Raw genomic sequence first — 18,885 nt, 5'->3', positions numbered from 1 at the left:
CGCCGGTGATCCGGGAGGCTTCGCTTATCCGGGCCTAACACCGCGTGCGCCACTGTCGGTGCCGAGCGGGAGGCGAGGATGCGGGTGCTGGTGGTCGAGGACGAGGAACAACTGGCCGACGCCGTCGCCCGCGGGCTGCGGCTGCACGCGATCGCGGTCGACGTGGCCTACGACGGCCGGGAGGCGCTGGAGCTGGCCTCCTACGTCGGCTACGACGTGGTGGTGCTCGACCGCGACCTGCCCGACGTCCACGGGGACGAGGTGTGCCGGGAGCTGGTCACGGCGAGCGGCGCGAGCCGGATCCTCATGCTGACCGCGGCGGGCCGGGTGCGGGACCGGGTCGGCGGCCTGGCCCTGGGCGCCGACGACTACCTGGTCAAGCCCTTCGTGTTCGCCGAGCTGGTGGCGCGGGTCCGGGCGCTGGCCCGGCGCGCCCCCCGGGCCGCGCCGCCGGTGCTGGAGCGCGCCGGGATCCGGCTCGACCCGGGCCGCCGTACGGTGGCCCGGGACGGGCGGCAGGTGGCGCTGGGCCGCCGCGAGTTCGACGTGCTGCACGAGCTGATGCGCGCCGGCGGCGGCCTGGTCAGCTCGGCGCGGCTGCGCGCGAGCGTGTGGGACGAGCACGCCGGCGCCGGCACGGGCGTGCTGCGCGTCACCATCACCTCGCTGCGCAGGAAGCTGGGCGACCCCCCGGTGATCGAGAACGTCCCGGGCCGGGGGTACCGCCTGTGACCCGCCGCCTGCTGGTGTGGCGCAGGCTGGGGCTACGGACACGGCTCACCCTGCTGTACGGCGGGCTGTTCTTCGTCGCGGGCTCGGTGCTGCTGTGGTTCACCCACCTGCTGACCGCCCGCGCGCTCAACCAGCGGTTCGTCGTGGCGGTGGACAAGGTGGGCGACGGCGGGCGCCCCACCCCCGCGGTGTCCGGCGCCGCCCTGCCCGCCGACAGCCTGCCGGGCGGCGCGCTCGGCGCCGACGTGATCGCGCGCCGCGTGCGCACCGACGTCGAGCAGGGCGCCGCCGACGTGCTGAACGACGTGCTCCGGTCGTCGCTGATCGTGATGATCCTCGTCGGGGTGGTCGCGGTGGTGCTGGGTTACCTGGTGGCCGACCGCGCGCTGCGCCCGCTCGACCGGGTGACCGAGACCGCGCAGCGGCTGTCGGAGAGCACGCTGCACGAGCGGATCGCCCTGCGCGGCCCGCAGGACGAGGTCAAGCGGCTGGCCGACACCTTCGACGCGATGCTCGACCGGCTGCACCGGGTCTTCGACGCCCAGCGCCGTTTCATCGCCAACGCCTCCCACGAACTGCGCACCCCGCTGGCGGTGAACCGCACGGTGCTGGAGGTGTCGCTGGAGGAGCCCGCCGCGTCGGAGGACCTCAAGGCGCTGGCCCGGGCGCTGCTGGGCGCCACCGCCCGGTACGAGCGGCTGATCGACGGGCTGCTCATGCTGGCGCAGTCGGAGCAGGAGATCACCACCCGCAGGCCGGTGGACCTGCGGCAGGTCGTCCGTACGGCGATGGAGCAGATCGGCCCGCACCCGCGCCGGGGGAAGGTCACGGTGCACGAGGACCTGAGCCCGGCCGTCGCGCACGGCGACCCGCTCTTCCTGGAACGCTGCCTGGTCAACCTCCTGGAGAACGCCGTCAAGTACAACGTGCGGGACGGGGAGGTCTGGGTCCGGCTGCGCGAGGACGACGCCGGGGCGTGCCTGACGGTGGAGAACACCGGGCCGCCGGTGCCGCCGTACGAGGTCGGCGACCTGTTCGAGCCGTTCCGGCGGCACGGCGGCGACCGGATCCGGTCGGCCCGCGGCGCCGGGCTCGGCCTGTCCATCGTCCGCGCCATCGCAGTCGCGCACGGCGGTACGGCCGACGCCCGCGCCCGGCCGGAGGGCGGCCTGACGGTCACCGTACGTCTGCCCAGGTAGGGGGACCGGAGTGTTCCAACTCGCCAAGGCCCCTTAAGGGACAGCACCCCTCACCCGTGACCGTCATGCGGATGTCGCGCGAACACGAGGAGGCATCCCGCGCGACGCGATTTCGCCTATGAGCTGGGCCGTCGCCGGTTAGCGTTGTCTTTTCGGCGAGAACTACCGGGACGCATGAGGATCGCGGGATGGGCCGGGTTTATGGCGATGCCGGTTGCGGGCGTGCATATCAGGCCGGTAATGCGATGCCGGAAGACGTCATTTTCGGGCCTCGGGTAGCCGCAGTATCCGCCGGAAAACCAGCGCATATCTCTGAGCGGCGGAAATGTCAAGGCGTGGGATGCCCGGTGGGAATTTGCGGAGGTTCGGCCGCCCGTCGCAGAACCCTTGTACAGGCGTATCACCGCTCGATAAACTCGATGTATCGACAGCTGTGTGATTTCCCGTATCTCGCGCGCCGGCGAGCGCACGTCCGTGACGGCCTGAAGGAGACGCCATGCCGCTTCCCAATCAACCTGTCGATGGAACGCTTGTGCACCGCCCGCGCCCCCGGGGGGTCGACACGGGGAAGGCCGACATCAGCGGAGACGTCTATACCGAATTGGACGGCCTTCGCTACACCATTCACCTGAGCAAACAGGCGGTCGTCTGGATCGGCGGCATGGAGAAGCTCTTCGACCAGCTCCTGAACGCGTCCATGGAGGCAATCGAAGAACTCGCGCCGCTCTTCGAGGCGATAAGTATCTATATCGACGCCGAGGCGGAGTCGATCAAGGCGGTGTCGGGCACCGTGTCGGACGGAAGGGTCAAATTGGAGGGATACCTCCCCGATCCTGCCGTGATGCCAGAGCCGGACGAGGGCTACGTCCCCCCGGGAGGATGGAACCCCCCGGACCCCGTGAACGGCCTGCGGTGGTGGACCGTGAACTCCATCAACCTCTACAACAAGCGTTGGGCCTTCACTGCCACCAATTCGAATCCGGACGAGTCCTCGGTGTCGTCCGTCTACTTCTCCACGGAGTATGACGGCAACTCCATGCACGTCAACCCTCGGGATTTCAGGAGCACCTATGGATGGCCCTGCCTCAAGGGCCATGCGGAGTTCGACAGCGGGCTCGACACGTGCACCTTCGTCCCCCGCACCGGGATGTGGTGGCTGTTCAACGGCCCATACTGCGCGAGAACGGACGGCTACGGAACCTCTATCACCTGGTCGCCGTCGAGACTGACAGAGACCTGGGCGGGGCTCGGCCGGATCGACGGCGGAGACTTCGGTCAGGAAGAGAAAGACCACTGGGCCAACGGAATCTCCTGCGCCACGACCGACGGCAACGGCTACTACTGGCTCACCGCGGGAAACCGGGTCGTCGTTCTCGAACCGAACAGCGGAGATTTTCTGCCCATCTCCGGCTGGGACCGTCCCAGGGATCTGACTGAGATATGGCCGGCTCTCCAACACCTGGAGGAGGCCGGCATCATGGGCGACCAGACCCTGAAAGCCCTGTGCTGGGCGCACAACGGCAATAGAGCGAAATGGTTTCTGGTCTTCCACAGCACGCTCTTCACCAATTACCCCGACGACGACTCGGGCAGTTTCGGTTACAACTTCATCGCGTGCCAATCCGACACGGAGGACTGGTACTACAGCTGGAACGCCATGTTCGACTACCTGAACGGCCCATGGCCGTACCCGTCCTGCGATTGACCACCGCCCGGGGTGCGCCGTGTCGGAGATGACCATCGTCTTCGCGTGACCGCGCGTAACCCCGCAGGCGTACCGCGCCAGGCGCGGTGCCTGGCCGGCGTGATCGGGATTCCGGCCGGATGACGATCGAGAAGTCCCCACCGAGCCGGCGGCGCCGCGCCGCCTCGTCCGCGCGAAGAGGCGGCGACGCCCTGGGGCCGATCCCCAAGGCTATGGTGTGTCGCCGGGGTGCGTGGCCGCCGCCTCGTGCGACGTGCTCGGCGCCGCCATGTCTCCGCCGACCGTCACGCAGCGCCCAGCTGGGCGCCCTTCTTGGGCGGCTCCCGGCTGGTGCGGTCGACGATGGCAACGCTCACCTCGAAGATCATGGGACCGGGTTGTACTTCACCCAGGCGTCCGGCCATCTCACCAGCATGAGGAGCGGCTCCACCCGCAGGTGAGCGAGGTGCGTTCGCTGTGAGCGAACAAAGGTGTGAGCAGAGGAGAAGAAGGGGAACGCGGCATCCCCGGCGGGGCGGGCGAACCCGTTCTTTGCGCCCGCCCGTCCGGCATCTCACCAGGTAAAACCCGACTTGTCATCACTTGACTGGTTTGGGCGTGTCTATTACGTTTTGGGCAACTCAGGGCCCACTTGCTCATCTCAGTGGTCAAGAAAGCCCACCTCACACCGACGCGGCCGGCCGATCTCGGCCTGCCGCCCGGCCGCCTAATCCGCGTAAGCGGAACCGGGGACCCAACCTCTTCCTGGGGTGAATCGGCATACCTGCCGTAGGGCGACTTCCAGCCCGAACCCGTCAGCTAACCCGGTCGGCGGCATGGAAGCAAAGGGAGTCCGCCCATCATGCACGCCCTCACGACCTGTCTGCGCACGGCCCTCGCCGGCGGAGTCCTCGCCTCGGCCGTGGCGATCGCCTCGCCCGCCGCGCAGGCGGCGGACAACCCGGTCTCCGGCAAGGGCCCGGCCGCAGCGGCCGCGGCCGCGCCGTCCCTGACCGAGATCGCTGCCCGGCTGCCCAAGGTCGGCCCCCAGGACGTCATCAAGCTGGCCGCGAGCCAGGTCGGCATCAGCGAGAACTCCGCCGGTGGCGGGACCAAGTTCCAGGAGTGGTACATGACCAGCCCGCGCGCCCGCGAGACCCTGGCGCGCGACGGCGGGGCGCTGCAGGAATACGAGAACGCCCCCTGGTGCGACATGTTCGTCTCCTGGGTGGGCGAGCAGCTCGGCATCCAGCCGGTGATGGGTTCCGACGCCTACACCGTGGAGCACGCCCGCTGGTTCGCCGACCACGGCCGCTGGGGCCGTACGCCCAAGCCCGGAGCCGTGGTGTTCTTCAGCTGGAGCGGCAGCAAGAAGATCGGCGACATCCAGCACGTCGGCTTCGTCGTCAGGGACAACGGCGACGGCACCATCCGCACCGTCGAGGGCAACACCGGCAACGGCGCCGTCGAGGCCCGCACCCGCCCCGCCTGGCAGGTCGCCGGGTACGGCTACCCGGTTTACCCCGCCGAGCTCGCCTCCTGACGACACCCGGGCCGGGGATCGCGAACCATGGTTCCCGATCCCCGGCCCGGGCTTCGTCGGTCAGGACACCGCCTCCGGCGTCCCGGGGCTCACTGATCAGCCGATTCCCACCACGTCAGATTGGCCGTCGCCTGGGCCACCGGCTCGATGATCTCCCACGCCTCGGCGATCAGCCCGTCGTCGAGCCGCCAGATGTCGACGACCGCGATCCCCGGCCCGGCGCCGGGCAGCCGGCGCCGCGAGTGCATCACGACGTGATCACCATCGGCCAGCACGTGCAGGATCTCGACCCGCATGCCCGCGAGCGGGACGAGCGCGACGCGTACGGCGGCGAGCCATTCCGTCTTGGTCTTCGAGGTCGAATCCGGCCGGTGATGGGCGAAGTCGTCGCTCAGCAACGGCGCGAGCGCGTCGACGTCGCCCGTGGCGACCAGTGCCGTCAGCGCCCGCTGGACGATGCTCTTGTTGTCGGTGGTCGTGTTCCGCGTAGTCACGGGACGCAGTGTCTCCGCCGCTCGCGACGGTGTCGATGAACTCCCATTTCATGGCGCGCAGCGCCACGATGAGTAGCATCGGCGGTCATGCGCACGGTCGGGGAACTGTTACGGGAGTGGCGGCATCGCCGGCGGCTCAGCCAGCTCGATCTCGCGATCGCCGCCGACGTCTCGGCCCGGCACGTCAGCCTGGTGGAGACCGGCAGGTCCAACCCGAGCGCCGACATGGTCCTCCGGCTCGCCGACCAGCTCGACGTGCCGTTGCGTGAGCGCAACGTGCTGTTGCTCGCCGCCGGCTTCGCGCCCCGCTACGCCGAGCGGCCGCTCGACGGGGACGCCCTGTCGGCGGCCTGGGACGCGATCGCACGCGTGCTGCGCGCACACGAGCCGTACCCGGCGCTGGTCATCGACCGCCGATGGAACATCGTGATGACCAATCGCGCCATCGACCCGTTCCTCGCGGACGTCGCCCCCGACCTGCTACGGCCGCCGGTCAACATGGTGCGGCTGGGACTGGACCCGCGCGGGCTCGCTCACCGGATCGTCAACCTGGCCGAGGTGCGCTCGCTCCTGCGTACCCGTATCGGACGTCAGCTCGCCACGGCTCCCGACCCCGAGCTCACCGCCCTGTACGAGGAACTCCTGGCACCCGGCTCCGAGGACGCGAGCCCCGCGATCGGGTCCGAGATCGCCGTCCCGATGATCTTCCGCTTCGGTGAACGGGAACTGCGACTGTTCTCGACCACCACGACGTTCGGCACCCCGACGGACATCACCCTCGACGAGATCGCGATCGAGTCGTACTACCCGTCGGACGCCGAGAGCGCCGCCTACTTCACCACGTCCTGCGCCGGAGCCGACCCGCGGCCGCGCACCAGCGGCAGGTAGACCTCGTCGACGATCTCGACGAGGACGTCGTCGGGCGCGGTGGGCACCCCGCGCACCACGAACTCGTTGCGCAGCAGGACGACGGCCACCGTGGCGACCCGGGGATGGAGCGCCTCGGGGGACGCCTCGCCGCGCGCGACCGCCCGGCCCAGGACGGTCAGCCACGCGGCGGCCGCGGCGTCGCCCGACTGCTCCGGCAGCTGCGTGAGGAACTCCCGCGCGCCGCCGGCGGCCGACATCAGCTCGCGCAGGATCGCGCCGAGGGGGGAGCTCCAGTGGCGGTTGGCCCCGCGCAGCATCTCCAGGACGTCGCCGCGCAGGTCCCCGGTGTCGGGCGGCTGGACCGCCGTGACCAGTCGCCGGTAGGCGGCGACGCCGAGTGCGAGACGGCTGGGCCAGCGGCGGTAGATGGCGTTCTTGTTGGTGCCGGCGCGGGCGGCGACCTTGTCCATGGTCAGCCCGGCGTATCCGGATTCGAGCATCTCGTCCACCGCGGCGCGCAGGATCGCCTCCTCCAGGGAGGCGCCGCGCCGCCGCGTCCGCCCCGCCCCCGGAGGTTTGCCCGAGTCGTTCACCACGAGCCTTCCCGCCGCACAACCGCCCGTACCTTACCTGCGGATCTGGTCGGAAGGTTAGCGAACCGGCAAGGTACTCGGCGTACCGGAAGGCGAGGAGACGGCACCATGGCAGCTTGCCGTCTTGCTGCGTACATGAGTTTTACTTCATACTGAAACTCACGAAATCAGGGAGTCTCAGTGGCCGACGACGAGCGACTGCTGGAATGGGCCGAGCAGGTCGCCATGCACCTGGCCCGCGACGGCGTGCCGCCGATCGCCGGGCGGATCCTGGGCTGGCTGATGGTCTGCGATCCGCCGGAGCAGTCGGCCGGGCAGATCAGCGCCGCCATCGGCGCCAGCCGCGCGTCGTTGACCATGAACCTGCGGTTGCTGACCGGCATGGGATTCCTCACCTGGAGGACCCGGCCGGGCGACCGCACCATGTACTACCGGATGGCCGACGACGCCTGGCAGGCGGTGGTGCGGCAGCAGGTGGCGGGGATCGCCTCGTTCCTCGACATCACCCGCCGGGGCCTCGATCTCGTCGGCCCCGACGCCGAACGGGCCGCTCGCGTCCGTCAGGCGCACGCCACCTTCGCATGGATGGCCAGGGTGTTCGAACAGGCTCCGCCGCTCGGCGAGGAGGACCGGTGACCGGCCACGCGATCGTGATCGGGGGTGGCATCGGCGGCCTGGCCGCCGCCGTCGCCCTGCGCCGCATCGGCTGGCGGGTGGACGTGCTGGAGCGCGTGCCCGCCTTCGGGGAGGTGGGCGCCGGCCTGTCGCAGTCGCCCAACGCGATGCGCGCCCTCGCCGAACTCGGCCTGGCCGACCAGGCCGAGGCGGCGAGCATGCCGACCTGGGCCACCCACGCCATGCGCCTGCCCTCGGGCCGCCACCTGATGCGCGCCCCCGCCGGCGGGAGACCACCGCTGCGCGCCTTCCGGCGCGCCGCCCTGCACCGGCTGCTCCTGCAGGCGCTGCCCGAGGACGTGGTGCACACCGGCGTCGAGGTCACCGGCCTGGCCCAGGACTCCGGGAAGGTGACCGTCACCTGCACCACCGGCCGGCGGGAGGCCGACCTGGTCGTCGGCGCCGACGGCATCCACAGCCTCACCCGCCGCCTGCTGTGGCCGCATGCCCCCGCCCCGCGCTTCCTCGGCTACACCGCCTGGCTCGGCCTGGCCGGCACCTCCATCCCGGTGAGCGGCAGCATCACCCTGGGCCGCGGCCGCTACTTCCTCATCCACCCCGTCGCGCCGAGCCAGGTCTACTGGGCTCTGGGCACTGCCGCCGACCGGCCCGGCGTCCGCTTCGACGACGAACCGGAGCAGGTGCGGCGGCGCGTCTCCGGCTGGCACGACCCGATCCCCGCCCTCCTGGAGGCCACACCGTCCGAGCAGGTCCGCCACATCGACATCCACGAGCTGCCCGACCTGCCCGCCTACACCAGCGGCCGGATCGCCCTGCTCGGCGACGCCGCCCACGCCATGAGCCCCGATCGCGGTCAGGGCGCCGGCCAGTCGATCGAAGACGCGGTCGTCCTGGCCGCCGCCCTCGCCGCCGGAGCCTCCGTGCCCGCGGCGCTGGACGCCTACGACGCCCGGCGCCGCCCCCGCACCCAGGCCGTCGCCCGCGGCGCCCGCCAGGCCGGGCATCAGATGATCGACGCCGGGCCGATCAGCCATGCCCTGGCCGTTCTCGCCCTCCGGGTCACGCCCTCGACGTTGTGGGCGCGCCTCGCGCCGCGCGCGCTCGGTCCCCTGTGGGACTGGACACCCACGGCCCTGCACCCTTCCCTCACTTGATCACACGGTAGGTCAGGTGCTCGGCGGCCGGGGTGGACACGGAGCCGAGCGGCTCCAGCCGCAGGGACTCGGGCATGCCCTCGGGGAACAGCGACGTGCCGCCGCCGAGGATGAGGGGAGCGAGGTGGATCCGGAGGATGTCCACCAGGCCGGCGCGCAGGAGCTGGTCCGCGATCGCGCCGCCTCCCATGATCACGACGTCCTTGCCCCCGGCGGCGGCGCGCGCCTTGTCCACGGCGCTGTCGAGGCCGTCGGTGACGAAGCGGAACCGGTCGCGCAGCCGCACCTTCTCGGGCCTCGAGTGGGTGACGACGAAGACGGGCGGGGCGACGGCCTGGTCCTGGTCGTGGCCGTAGCCGACCTCGTCGCCCCATCCGTTCGGCCCGTCGACGACGTCGAAGGTGCGCCGGCCCATGATGACGGCTCCGGTGTCGACGAAGGACCTGTGGAGGATCTCCGCGTCGCGCGGCGTCCGCTCGTCCGTCACCCAGGCGTGCAGGATCTCACCGCCCACCCCCAGGCCGTGATCGGGGCCGGCGCCCGGCGCGGTGACGTACCCGTCCAGCGACATCGTGATGTCCAGGACGACCGGTCCGGCCTCCGGGCGGTCCTCGCCCTGGTCGTGGACCAGCTCGCCGAGGCGGTCCATCGAGTCGGCGACGCCGCGTTCCATCCCGCCGGCGATCATGGCGTCCCGCGCCTCGACGGTCGGGAACACGGAACGGGACCACAGCCGGGTACGTCCGCCGAGATCCTCGAACGTCGCGGAGTCGAGGCTGACGACACCGGGCGTGCCCTCGTACTCGAAGGTCTGGATGATCCGCTCGCCGGGGGTGACGGTGTGGAAGACGCCGTGGAAGACGTGCTCGCCGCCCTCGGTGTCGCGGTGCACGTAGCGGTATGTCCCGCCCGGGCGCGCGTCGTACTCGACGAGGCGCATCTCGACGTCCCGCGGACCGAGCCAGCGGGTGACCAGCTCGGGGTCGGTGTACGCGCGGAAGAGCCGCGCGGGCGGCGCGTCGAAGTCGCGGACGACCTCGATGAACGGGCTGCCGGGCTGGGCCGTGATGGTGGTCGGGTTCTCGATCATGATTCCTGCTCCCCTATCTCGCCGAGTACGTCGTCGAGGCGCCGGAACTGCCCCTCGCGGGTCAGCCGGTAGGTGTCGATCCAGCTCGTCAGCTCCTCGAGCGCCGCCGGATTGAGACGACACGGGCGGCGCTGGCCGTCACGGCTCCGCGTGATCAGCCCGGCCGCCTCCAGCACCTGGATGTGCCGCGAGACGGCCTGCTTGGTGATCGGGAACGGCTCGGCGAGCTCGTTCACGGTCGCCTCGCCCCGCGACAGCCGGGCGATCAGCGCGCGCCGGACCGGGTCGCCCAGCGCGGCGAACGCCCTGTCCAGGCGGTCCTCCGCCTCATTAACCGTCATCTTTATCAACCAACCTCTTTATCAACCGATGTGTTGACTATAGGCACGGAGCTGCCGCCGCGGCAAGGGGTTCCGGTAGACCGGTAGCGGTTTCACCGATCGGAAATCCTCCGCCGCGTCGTCGGTTCTGGTAGCCCCTCGCCACCCGCGGAAGGATTGACGACCATGACCGACGCCAGACCGCCAGCCGGCGACGAGGCCGCGTTCATCGCGGCGGCCCGCTCGAACGACGCGGCACAGTTCGCGCTCGTCACCGAGCGCTACCGGCGTGAGCTGCAGGTGCACTGCTACCGGATGCTCGCGAACTACGAGGACGCCCAGGACATGACGCAGGAGACGTTCCTGCGGGCATGGAACAAGCGGGAGTCGTTCAAGGGCCATGCCGCGCTACGGACCTGGCTGTACCGGATCGCGACGAACGCCTGCCTCGACTTCCTGGAGAAGCGCAACGACCGCACACCCGTGCCCGCCGGACTGCCGGGCGCGGACTCGGAAGTGCGCTACCTGCAGCCCTACCCGGACCGGATGCTCCCGGAGGACCCGCAGGAATCGGTGGTGGCGCGGGAGACGATCGAGCTGGCGTTCATCGTCGCCGTCCAGCACCTGCCGCCGCGGCAGCGGGCGGTGTTCGTCCTGCGCGACGTCCTCGGCTGGCCGGCGTCGAAGGCCGCCGACGCCCTCGAGCTGACCGTCGCGTCGGTGACCAGCGCACTGCAGCGGGCGCGCGTGACGATACGCGAGCAGCTGCCCGACCGCCGCCTCGACTGGCGGAGCCCTGCCACGCACGAGCTGTCGGATGACGAGCGCGGCGTGGTGAAGTCGTATATGAACGCCCATGAGCGCAACGACCTCGACGGGCTGACGGCCCTGCTGCTCGACGACCTGCGCTTCGCGATGCTGCCCGAGCCGGGCACCGTGACCGTCACGGCCAAGGACGCGGTGGACGGCTGGGTCTGCGGCGGGCTCTTCCAGCGCGGCCACGACGACTGGCGCTGCGTCGCCACGACGGTCAACCGCATGCCTGCCGCCGCGCTGTACCTCCGCACCCCCGGCGACCCGGAACACCGGCTGTTCGCCATCGCGGTCCTGCACATCGTCGACGGGAAGCTCGCCGAGCTCACCGGATTCGACGCGACCGGCAAACCATGGCTGGGCCTGCCCCCGACGCTGTCGTCAGGCGAAGGCCCCATCGTCGACGAGTCCGGCGCACGGGCCGCCGTCACCGCGGTCACCGCCGAATGAGCACCCCGGCGGGTTGAACACCGACGCGGCGACGCGAACGCCGCCCCGCCGGCGTTGCCGGCGGGGCCTGGCCCGTGCTCATCGCCTCGTCTCATATCGGGTCAGCACCACGCCACCGGGAAACGTCCGCGTCTCGACCAGGTTCAGGTTCACCCAGCTGTCCAGCGCGGTGAAGAACGGCGTGCCGCCGCCCACCAGGACCGGCCTGGTGACCAGCGCGTACTCGTCGATCAGCCCGGCCCGCATGGCCGCCCCGGCGAGCGTCGCGCCGCCGATGCCCATCGGGCCGCCGTCCCCGGCCTTGAGCCGGGTGATCTCGGCGACCGCGTCGCCGGTGACCAGGCGGGTGTTCCAGTCGACCGTGTCGATCGTCGACGAGAACACCACCTTCGGGGTGTCCCGCCAGTTCCGCGCGTATTCGATCTCCGCCGGGGTGGCGTCGGGCCGCTGGTCGCCGGTCGGCCAGTAGGGGCTCATCGTCTCCCAAAGCTTGCGCCCGTACAGGAGCATCTCGTTCGCCCGCTCCCGGTCGAGCCACCACTGGAACAGCTCGGCCCTCGGCGACGAGTCCGGTCCCTCGTCCCCACTCCAGCCGATGTCGTCGCCGGTCGCGGCGATGTAGCCGTCCAGGGTCACGTTCATGGCGAAGATCAGTTTCCGCATCGTGCAGCCTTCCGTGAGTCGATCTCACACGTACAGACGGGCGCGGCGCGGAAACCTCATCGGTGCGCGATCCGCGTCCGCGGACAGTCCTCGCGTTCCCGGCTCGGCGCGGCGTACTCGGCGGGCACGAGCACCACCGACCGGATCTCGATCTCACCGATGCCGGTGGCGGAGTGCTCGTTGCTCCGCGGCGTCGAGTGCGGGTGTGAGGGGTGCGAGCGTGGCGCGCAGGAGGTCCGGCAGCGAGCCGGACGGCACGACGAGCCCGCCGGCCGTGAAGGACGAGACGGTCGTCTGCAGCCACTGCTCGATCGCCACGCGGACCGCGGCGGTCACGCTCGCCGCGAGCACCCGTGCGGTGTGCGGGTCGCCATCCCCGAGACGCTCGGCGATGGCCTCGGTGAGGGGACGTTCGATCGCGGTGGTGGTGTCGATGAACGCGTCGCGCAGCGCGGGACGGGTGGTGATCAGCAGCAGCGCCTCCTGGCCGGGCGCGTCCGAGGCGGTGTACTGATCCACGACGGCCTCGACGACGGCGTCGGCGAGGCCGACGCCGTCGGGCCGGTCGATCACCGCCGCCGCGACTCGGGTCTCTCGTTCGCCGGCCACGGCGGCGACGATCGCCTGTTCGCGGCTGGAGAAGTAGTTGTTGTACGTCCTCGGTGAGACGCCGGCGGCCTCGGCGATGTCATCGACGCGCACGTTGTCCGGCCCGCGCTCAAGAGCCAGCCGGAGAGCCGCCGCGCGCAACGCCTCCCGGGTGGCCTGCTTCTTCTGCTCGCGCAACCCCGTCCGTCTCGTCGTCACCGTCTCAGCATAGTCTAGTTGCGCGCACGCAAATTTGCGCATGCGCAACTTTAAGCCCTAGCCTGGCCTCCTCACCCCAAGGAGAAACACGTGATCACAGATGTCGTCGTCGCCGGTGGTGGCCCGAACGGGCTGATGCTGGCGTGCGAACTGAGCCTGGCAGGGGCCCGGCCGGTCGTGCTGGAGCGGCTGATCGAGCCCAGCGAAGAACCGAAGGCGAACGGACTGCTCGGCCAGGTCGTGAGAGTGCTCGACCACCGGGGACTGCATGAACGTCTCAGTGGCAGCCCGCACCCTCCGCAGCCGAACTCCGGATACTTCATGTTCGGCGCGATGGGCCTGGACCTCAGCCTGCTGGAGGACAGCCCCGTCCATGCCCTGCCGGTGCCACAGCGACGCATCGTGCAGGTCCTGCAGGAGCGCGCCGTCGAACTGGGCGTGGAGATCCGCCGGGGACACGAGCTCGCCGGCCTGTCGCAGGACGACGACGGGGTGACCATCGACGTCGCGGGCCCGGGCGGGGCCTACCAGTTGCGGGCCCGGTACCTCGTCGGCGCGGACGGAGCCCACAGCACCACGCGCAAGCTCTCCGGCATCGCGTTCCCCGGCGTCACCTACGACCGGATGACCGTGCTCTCGGCGCACGCGACGGTCCCGGCGGAATGGGTCGATCCCGCGACCGGCGCGCTGAACGTGCCCGGCCACGGCGCTGTCTTTCCGTTCCTGCCCCACCGCACCGAACACGGCGGGTTCTCCTACGCGCCGTTGCCGGGCCACCCGCCGCTCATCAGCACCACCGAGTGGGACACACCCGCGACCGACGCGCCGATGAGCCTGGAGGAACTGCGGGCGAGCATCCGCCGCGTGCTCGGCGTCGACGTGCCGCTCGATCCGCCCGACGGAGCGGGGCCGCACGTGCTGCGCCGGCTGACCGGCGGCAACACCCGGATCGCCGAACGGTTCGCCGACGGCCGGGTGTTCCTGATCGGTGACGCCGCGCACGTGTACGCCGCCACGGGAGGCGGTCCGGGGCTCAACCTCGGCCTGCAGGACGCGGTGAATCTGGGCTGGAAACTCGCCGCCGAGATCCGCGGAAACGCCCCGGCCGGGCTGCTGGACAGCTACGAGACGGAGCGGCGATCGGCCGCCGAGCGCATGGTGCTGAACGCGCAGGCGCAATCGGCCTTGATAGCCCCCGGCAGCGATGTCACCGGACTGCGCACGGTGTTCACCGAACTGCTCGGCGACCGAAGCACCGTACAGCGCCTGGCCGACCTCCTCGCCGGGGCCGACGTCCGCTACGACATGGGCGAACCCGAGGCGCACCCGTTGACCGGCCGGTTCGCCCCGGACCTGGACCTGGACACCCCGGCTGGACCGGTCCGCCTGGCCGAGCTGACCAGAAACGCGCGCCCTCTGCTGCTCGACCTGACCGAAGAGGCTTCGCTGGCAGACGCACCCGCCCTGCGGCACGACCACGTCGATGTCGTCACGGCGCGCTCCCGCATCCCCACCCCCACCGCCCTGCTCCTTCGACCGGACGGCTACGTGGCCTGGGCATCCGCGTCGCCCCGGCCCGGTCCCACCGAGATCGAAGCACTTCGGGCAGCCATGCAGCGGTGGTTCGGAGTCATCACCCCCGCCCACACCTGACCGGTCAAACGGACGGCCCCCGCCCGTCGCGGGGCGGGAGCCGAGTCGCGCGCCCGATCAGGAGGCGGGCGGTGGCGCGCTTCCGTTGTAGAACGGGTTCTCGGGCAGACGGTCGGGTGTAACGAGCAGCCGGATCACGCCGGCCTTCACTTGCCACGCGTTCCAGACGATCCAGCCGGGCCCGACCCGGTCCGCAGGCAGCGGGTCGAAGGATGACATGCTGCCCGTTTTCGCATCCATCCGAATGAGGCTGAACACCACAGTCAGGTTACGCTTGCGCGCCTCGGCCAGGATGTCGGCCACGGGACGCCCCTCTCGCAGCCGAACCCCGTCGAACATCTCGCCTGGCGCCATGGCCGAGTCGAAGTTCGCGTATTCCTCCCCTGGCTTCGCTTGGCGTCCCAGCCTGACGTCTACGTCACCGGTGAAACCGGCGGGGATTCGCATCACCATGATGCAGTGGTCGTCCAGTCCCGGCTGGCATCCTCTGGGCGTCGTCTCCATTGAGAGGGGGACACCGTTGAACCGGGGGCCGGAGGGATCTGGCGTAGCTTCCGGGTCAGGACGGGAGGAGCCGCGGTCCGCGATGATCATCCCCAGGATCTTCCCCACGCCGTTCGGCGAGGTCGGCACCGGGCGCAGGTCGACGTTCAGGCCGACCGCGTGGAACGCCTGGGTGTACTTGTCGTGGTCGGCGAACGGGTCCTTGATGCGGGCGACGTACTGGTCGCCTTCCAGGTGGATCTCCATCGCGGAGTTGGCGTAGGAGACCGCTGCGCCCCGTCCGCCCAGCAGGCTCGGACCCACCACGATGCCTGTTGCGAGCGCGACCGCTGCGGTCACGCCCAACGCAAGACGACGAGGGCCGTGCAGAGTGTGCCGGCGGGCACGACCCGGCCCTCGCGGAACGACGCCGGGTTCCTGGGCGGTGATCGAGGCCAGCAACGCCCGTGCCCCCGTCCCGGACGCGCGGCTGTCCGGCTGTCCGGGCTCGACCCGGGCCAGGGGCCTCAGCAGTTCGTTGACCTCATCGACGTTCCTCATAGCGACCTCCCCGCCGGAATCGCCCGGCTTTTTGCTGTAGACGGGACACCGGCTTCGTCAAGTGCGCGCGAGAAGCGCTTGCGGGCGCGATACAGCCTGATGCGCATGGCGTTGCGGGACAGTCCCAGCATCGCGGCGATCTCCTCGTGCCCCAGGCCCTCCCAGGCGACCAGCGAAAGAAGTTCACGGTCGTTGTCGGACAGGCTCCGAAACACTGTGCTGATCACGCTCAGCTCAATGCCGCTGTCAGGGGAGTTCGCGTAAAGATCGGCCATCTCCGCGTCCAGTTCCACGCTGTGCAGCCGCTGTCGGACCGCGCTCCGGCGGTGGTCGGCCAGCACCTTGCGCGCTACGCCATACAGCCAGAGCCTGGCCTCATGCCCTGGTGGCAGGTCGGCCACCCGGCGCCAGGCAATGGTGAAGGTCTCCGCCACGACATCGGCCGCGTCCTGTGGGAAGTCACAGCGGCGCGCGGCGTAGGCCGCGATCTGGTCGTATGTCTCCCTGTAGAGGGCCTCGAACCTGGCCACCCCATCGTCATCCACGAGCAATTCCCATGGCTGATCTCCTTCGTCAGTACGAAACGCGGACACTCCCGTACATGGCGAAAGGTGCTCCATCATTTCGCGTGGATCTAAGCAACTTCGGCGTTTCCGGGCCGGAGCACCTCCGCAGAGGCCACGCCACCACTACCGATACTCGCGAGATCCAAGCGGGCCATCGCGGTGGAAACCCTCAACGTCACAGGGATGGTCGCCAACCGGCGGATGGCCAGGGGCGATCTCCGACCTCGGCTTCGGCGAGGTCGCCGCGCAGTTCCACGTCGCCGGGCAGTTCCCCGGAGACGCCGAACGCCTGTGGAGGCGGGGTAAGACCAGGCTCCGGCCTGGCGGATGCCGATGAATCAGGAACGAGAATCACTGAGATTCTCCGAACGGCCGGTGAGGATGACGAGCCGGCGGGTCGCCCGGGTCATCGCGACGTAGCGGTCGACCGCTCCTTCGATGCCGTCGCCGAAGGTGTCCGGGTCGACGAGCACGACAAGGTCGAACTCCAGCCCCTTCGACAGCTCCGGGGTCAGCGACCGGACGCGCGGCGTCTCCTCGAACGTGGGGTCGCCGATGACGCAGGCGGTCCCCTCGGCGTGCGCGGCGAGCCACGTGCCGAGGACCGAGCCCAGCTCCGACACCGGGCCGTGCACGACCGGGACGCCGCCGCTGCGGATGGAGACCGGCACGTTCGCGTCGGGGAGCACGGCCCGGATGACCGGCTCGGCCTCCGCCATGACCTCCTCCGGCGTCCGGTAGTTGATGCTCAGGGAGGCCAGGGTGATCCGGTCGAACCCGATGCGCTCCAGCCGTTCCCGCCACGACTCGGTGAACCCGTGCCTGGCCTGGGCGCGGTCCCCGACGACGGTGAAGCTCCGGGACGGGCAGCGCCGCAGCAGCATCTGCCACTCCGCGTCGGTCAGTTCCTGGGCCTCGTCCACGACGATGTGCGCGAACGGGCCGGCGAGCGGGTCGGGGTCGCCGGCGGCCAGCGCGGCCTCGTCGACCAGGGCGTCGCGCATGTCCTGCCCGCGGAGCATCGACATCACGAGCATCTCGGAGTCGTCGGCCTCGATCAGGTCCTCGACGACCCGGTTCATGTGCTCGTGCTGGGCGGCGACGGCGGCCTCGTTCCGGCGCCTGCGGCGCGCGGCCTCCGGGTCGCCGAGCCGTTGCCGCGCCGCGTCCAGGAGCGGCAGGTCGGACACCGTCCAGGCCTGCGCGTCCGCGCGCCGTAGCGCGCGGATCTCCTCCACGCTGAGCCAGGGAGCACACATCCGCAGGTAGGCGGGCACCGACCACAGGTCGCCGACGAGGTCGGCCGCCTCGATCAGGGGCCAGGCCCGGTTGAAGACCGTGAGAAGCTCCCTGTCGCGCAGCAGCGCCCGGCGGACGAGGTCGGGCGGTGCGTCGCCGTCGTGGCGGTCCACCAGGATCGTGAGCAGCTCCTCCCAGATCAGGTCGCGCGCGTCGTTGTGCGGGATGCCGGGTTCGGCCGCCTCGAACGCCTCCGCCCAGTCGTCGGGGCTCAGCCAGACCTCCGACCACGGCGTCGTGACCGTCATCCCCGTGGCCGGCGGGTTCTCGTAGAACCTGACGGCCGGCTCGATCGCCTCCACCAGGCGGGCGGACGACTTCAGGCGGGCCACCTCCGGGTCGGTCTCCACCCCCGCCGCAGCCCCCTCGGCGACCAGGTCCCGCAGGGTACAGGTCCGTACGCCGTCCTCTCCGAGGCTGGGCAGGACGTCGGAGACGTAGGCGAGGTAGGGCTGGTGCGGGCCGACGAACAGCACGCCGCCCCGGCGGTGACCCAGGCGGGGGTCGGCGTACAGCAGGTAGGCCGCGCGGTGCAGGGCGACGACGGTCTTGCCCGTGCCCGGGCCGCCGTCGACGACGAGAGCGCCGTGCGATCCCGCGCGGATGACGGCGTCCTGGTCGGCCTGGATGGTGCCGAGCACGTCCCGCATCCGCGACGACCGGCTGCCGCCCAGGCTGGCGATGAACGCGGACTGGTCGTCCAGCGCGGCGTTCCCCTCGAACCCGTCCGGGGTGAACACCTCGTCCCAGTAGTCGCTGACCCGTCCTCCGGACCAGCGGTACCTGCGGCGGCTCGCCAGCCCCATCGGGTTGGCGTGAGTGGCGCCGAAGAACGGCTCGGCCGCGGGAGAGCGCCAGTCGAGCAGCAGCCGGCGGCCCGCGCTGTCGGTGAGGCCGAGCCGCCCGACGTACACGGGCTCGGAGCCGTCCGCGCCGACCATGCGCCCGAGGCACAGGTCCAGGCCGAAGCGGCGCAGCGTACGCAGGCGGGCGGTCAGCCGGTGGATCTCCAGGTCGCGGTCCAGCGCCTCCCGGCCCTCGCCGCCGGGCGCCCTGCGCTCGGCGTCGAGGCGGCCGGACAGCTCGGCGACCGACTGCCGCAGGCTCTCCGCGATGGCCGCGAAGCGCCGCTCGTCCTCGGCGATCAGCTCCGGGCCGGCCTTGTGGGACAGGTGGTGGGGCAGGTCGAACGCGCTGGTGGTCAAGGGGTTCACGGCATCGGCTCCGATCCGGTCCGGTGGTGCGCCGGCGTCCCCCGATGGGCGCGGGCCCGGC

Annotated in this window: 18 protein-coding genes and 1 riboswitch; of the genes, 9 read left to right on the top strand and 9 right to left on the bottom strand. The window is 70.8% G+C overall.

Annotated features, from left to right (window positions below; translation table 11 throughout):
• The first annotated feature begins 78 nt into the window (after nt 1-78).
• The 4 genes from Mam01_RS16170 (at nt 79) to Mam01_RS16155 (ending at nt 5,158) form a co-directional block, all read left to right on the top strand.
• Nucleotides 79-732 (top strand): response regulator transcription factor, encoded by a 654-nt coding sequence (locus Mam01_RS16170; RefSeq protein WP_204286140.1) that lies wholly within the window; start codon nt 79-81, stop codon nt 730-732.
• Nucleotides 729-1,931, top strand: coding sequence for a sensor histidine kinase (locus Mam01_RS16165; RefSeq protein WP_239101349.1), 1,203 nt, complete (start codon nt 729-731; stop codon nt 1,929-1,931). Before Mam01_RS16170 ends, Mam01_RS16165 begins: the two co-directional genes overlap by 4 nt.
• 496 nt (nt 1,932-2,427) lie before the next feature.
• A complete protein-coding gene (locus tag Mam01_RS16160; protein ID WP_204286139.1) occupies nt 2,428-3,636 on the top strand; it encodes a hypothetical protein in 1,209 nt (402 codons plus the stop codon).
• 693 nt (nt 3,637-4,329) lie between these two features.
• Nucleotides 4,330-4,464, top strand: a riboswitch (cyclic di-AMP (ydaO/yuaA leader).
• A 13-nt stretch (nt 4,465-4,477) separates the two neighbouring features.
• Nucleotides 4,478-5,158 carry a CHAP domain-containing protein gene (locus Mam01_RS16155; RefSeq protein ID WP_204286138.1) on the top strand — a complete coding sequence of 227 codons (681 nt, stop codon included), beginning with the start codon at nt 4,478-4,480 and terminating at the stop codon, nt 5,156-5,158.
• Between the two features lie 89 nt (nt 5,159-5,247).
• Here Mam01_RS16155 and Mam01_RS16150 read toward each other — a convergent pair whose 3' ends face one another.
• Nucleotides 5,248-5,652: a nuclear transport factor 2 family protein gene (locus Mam01_RS16150; protein WP_204286137.1), complete on the bottom strand. Its 405-nt coding sequence runs from the start codon at nt 5,650-5,652 to the stop codon at nt 5,248-5,250.
• An 87-nt stretch (nt 5,653-5,739) separates the two neighbouring features.
• On the opposite strand from Mam01_RS16150, the gene Mam01_RS16145 reads away from it, so the two are divergent.
• Nucleotides 5,740-6,540 carry a helix-turn-helix domain-containing protein gene (locus Mam01_RS16145; RefSeq protein WP_204286136.1) on the top strand — a complete coding sequence of 267 codons (801 nt, stop codon included), beginning with the start codon at nt 5,740-5,742 and terminating at the stop codon, nt 6,538-6,540.
• On the opposite strand, the gene Mam01_RS16140 is transcribed toward Mam01_RS16145, so the two are convergent.
• Nucleotides 6,483-7,118, bottom strand: coding sequence for a TetR/AcrR family transcriptional regulator (locus tag Mam01_RS16140; protein WP_239101348.1), 636 nt, complete (start codon nt 7,116-7,118; stop codon nt 6,483-6,485). The two genes, Mam01_RS16145 and Mam01_RS16140, sit on opposite strands and share 58 nt — an antisense overlap.
• A gap of 177 nt (nt 7,119-7,295) precedes the next feature.
• Here Mam01_RS16140 and Mam01_RS16135 point away from each other — a divergent pair, with 177 nt between their 5' ends.
• Nucleotides 7,296-7,751, top strand: coding sequence for a GbsR/MarR family transcriptional regulator (locus Mam01_RS16135; RefSeq protein ID WP_204286135.1), 456 nt, complete (start codon nt 7,296-7,298; stop codon nt 7,749-7,751).
• Nucleotides 7,748-8,905: an FAD-dependent monooxygenase gene (locus Mam01_RS16130; protein WP_204286134.1), complete on the top strand. Its 1,158-nt coding sequence runs from the start codon at nt 7,748-7,750 to the stop codon at nt 8,903-8,905. Before Mam01_RS16135 ends, Mam01_RS16130 begins: the two co-directional genes overlap by 4 nt.
• Here the strand turns inward: Mam01_RS16130 and Mam01_RS36695 are convergent.
• Both Mam01_RS36695 and Mam01_RS16115 read right to left on the bottom strand, forming a co-directional pair.
• Entirely contained in the window at nt 8,898-9,995 is a 1,098-nt protein-coding gene (locus tag Mam01_RS36695; protein ID WP_239101347.1) for an SRPBCC domain-containing protein, read from the bottom strand. The two genes, Mam01_RS16130 and Mam01_RS36695, sit on opposite strands and share 8 nt — an antisense overlap.
• The gene (locus tag Mam01_RS16115; protein ID WP_204286133.1) at nt 9,992-10,336 is read right to left on the bottom strand and encodes an ArsR/SmtB family transcription factor; all 345 of its coding nucleotides are present in this window, start codon (nt 10,334-10,336) and stop codon (nt 9,992-9,994) included. Before Mam01_RS16115 ends, Mam01_RS36695 begins: the two co-directional genes overlap by 4 nt.
• A 165-nt stretch (nt 10,337-10,501) precedes the next feature.
• Here Mam01_RS16115 and Mam01_RS16110 point away from each other — a divergent pair, with 165 nt between their 5' ends.
• Nucleotides 10,502-11,578 (top strand): RNA polymerase subunit sigma-70, encoded by a 1,077-nt coding sequence (locus Mam01_RS16110; RefSeq protein ID WP_204286132.1) that lies wholly within the window; start codon nt 10,502-10,504, stop codon nt 11,576-11,578.
• A gap of 78 nt (nt 11,579-11,656) precedes the next feature.
• Here the strand turns inward: Mam01_RS16110 and Mam01_RS16105 are convergent, their stop codons facing one another.
• Both Mam01_RS16105 and Mam01_RS16100 read right to left on the bottom strand, forming a co-directional pair.
• Nucleotides 11,657-12,241, bottom strand: coding sequence for a dihydrofolate reductase family protein (locus Mam01_RS16105; RefSeq protein ID WP_204286131.1), 585 nt, complete (start codon nt 12,239-12,241; stop codon nt 11,657-11,659).
• A 153-nt stretch (nt 12,242-12,394) separates the two neighbouring features.
• The gene (locus tag Mam01_RS16100) at nt 12,395-13,048 is read right to left on the bottom strand and encodes a TetR/AcrR family transcriptional regulator (protein WP_239101346.1); all 654 of its coding nucleotides are present in this window, start codon (nt 13,046-13,048) and stop codon (nt 12,395-12,397) included.
• 90 nt (nt 13,049-13,138) lie between these two features.
• Here Mam01_RS16100 and Mam01_RS16095 point away from each other — a divergent pair, with 90 nt between their 5' ends.
• A complete protein-coding gene (locus Mam01_RS16095) occupies nt 13,139-14,701 on the top strand; it encodes an FAD-dependent monooxygenase (RefSeq protein WP_239101345.1) in 1,563 nt (520 codons plus the stop codon).
• Nucleotides 14,702-14,758: 57 nt separating this feature from the next.
• Here Mam01_RS16095 and Mam01_RS16090 read toward each other — a convergent pair whose 3' ends face one another.
• The 3 genes from Mam01_RS16090 to helR all read right to left on the bottom strand — a co-directional run bounded on the left by Mam01_RS16090 (nt 14,759) and on the right by helR (nt 18,824).
• On the bottom strand, nt 14,759-15,745 hold the full coding sequence (locus Mam01_RS16090) for a hypothetical protein (protein WP_204286129.1): 987 nt from the start codon (nt 15,743-15,745) through the stop codon (nt 14,759-14,761).
• Complete coding sequence (locus Mam01_RS16085) at nt 15,742-16,290, bottom strand: RNA polymerase sigma factor (protein ID WP_204286253.1); 549 nt, start codon at nt 16,288-16,290, stop codon at nt 15,742-15,744. The genes Mam01_RS16090 and Mam01_RS16085 overlap by 4 nt, the downstream gene beginning before the upstream one ends.
• A 359-nt stretch (nt 16,291-16,649) precedes the next feature.
• Nucleotides 16,650-18,824 (bottom strand): RNA polymerase recycling motor ATPase HelR, encoded by a 2,175-nt coding sequence (helR, locus tag Mam01_RS16080; protein WP_204286128.1) that lies wholly within the window; start codon nt 18,822-18,824, stop codon nt 16,650-16,652.
• Between the last annotated feature and the right edge of the window lie 61 nt (nt 18,825-18,885).

It is taken from the genome of Microbispora amethystogenes (genome assembly GCF_016863015.1).
GTDB classification, from domain to species: Bacteria; Actinomycetota; Actinomycetes; order Streptosporangiales; family Streptosporangiaceae; genus Microbispora; species Microbispora amethystogenes.
This window is presented reverse-complemented; position numbering and strand designations above follow the sequence as displayed.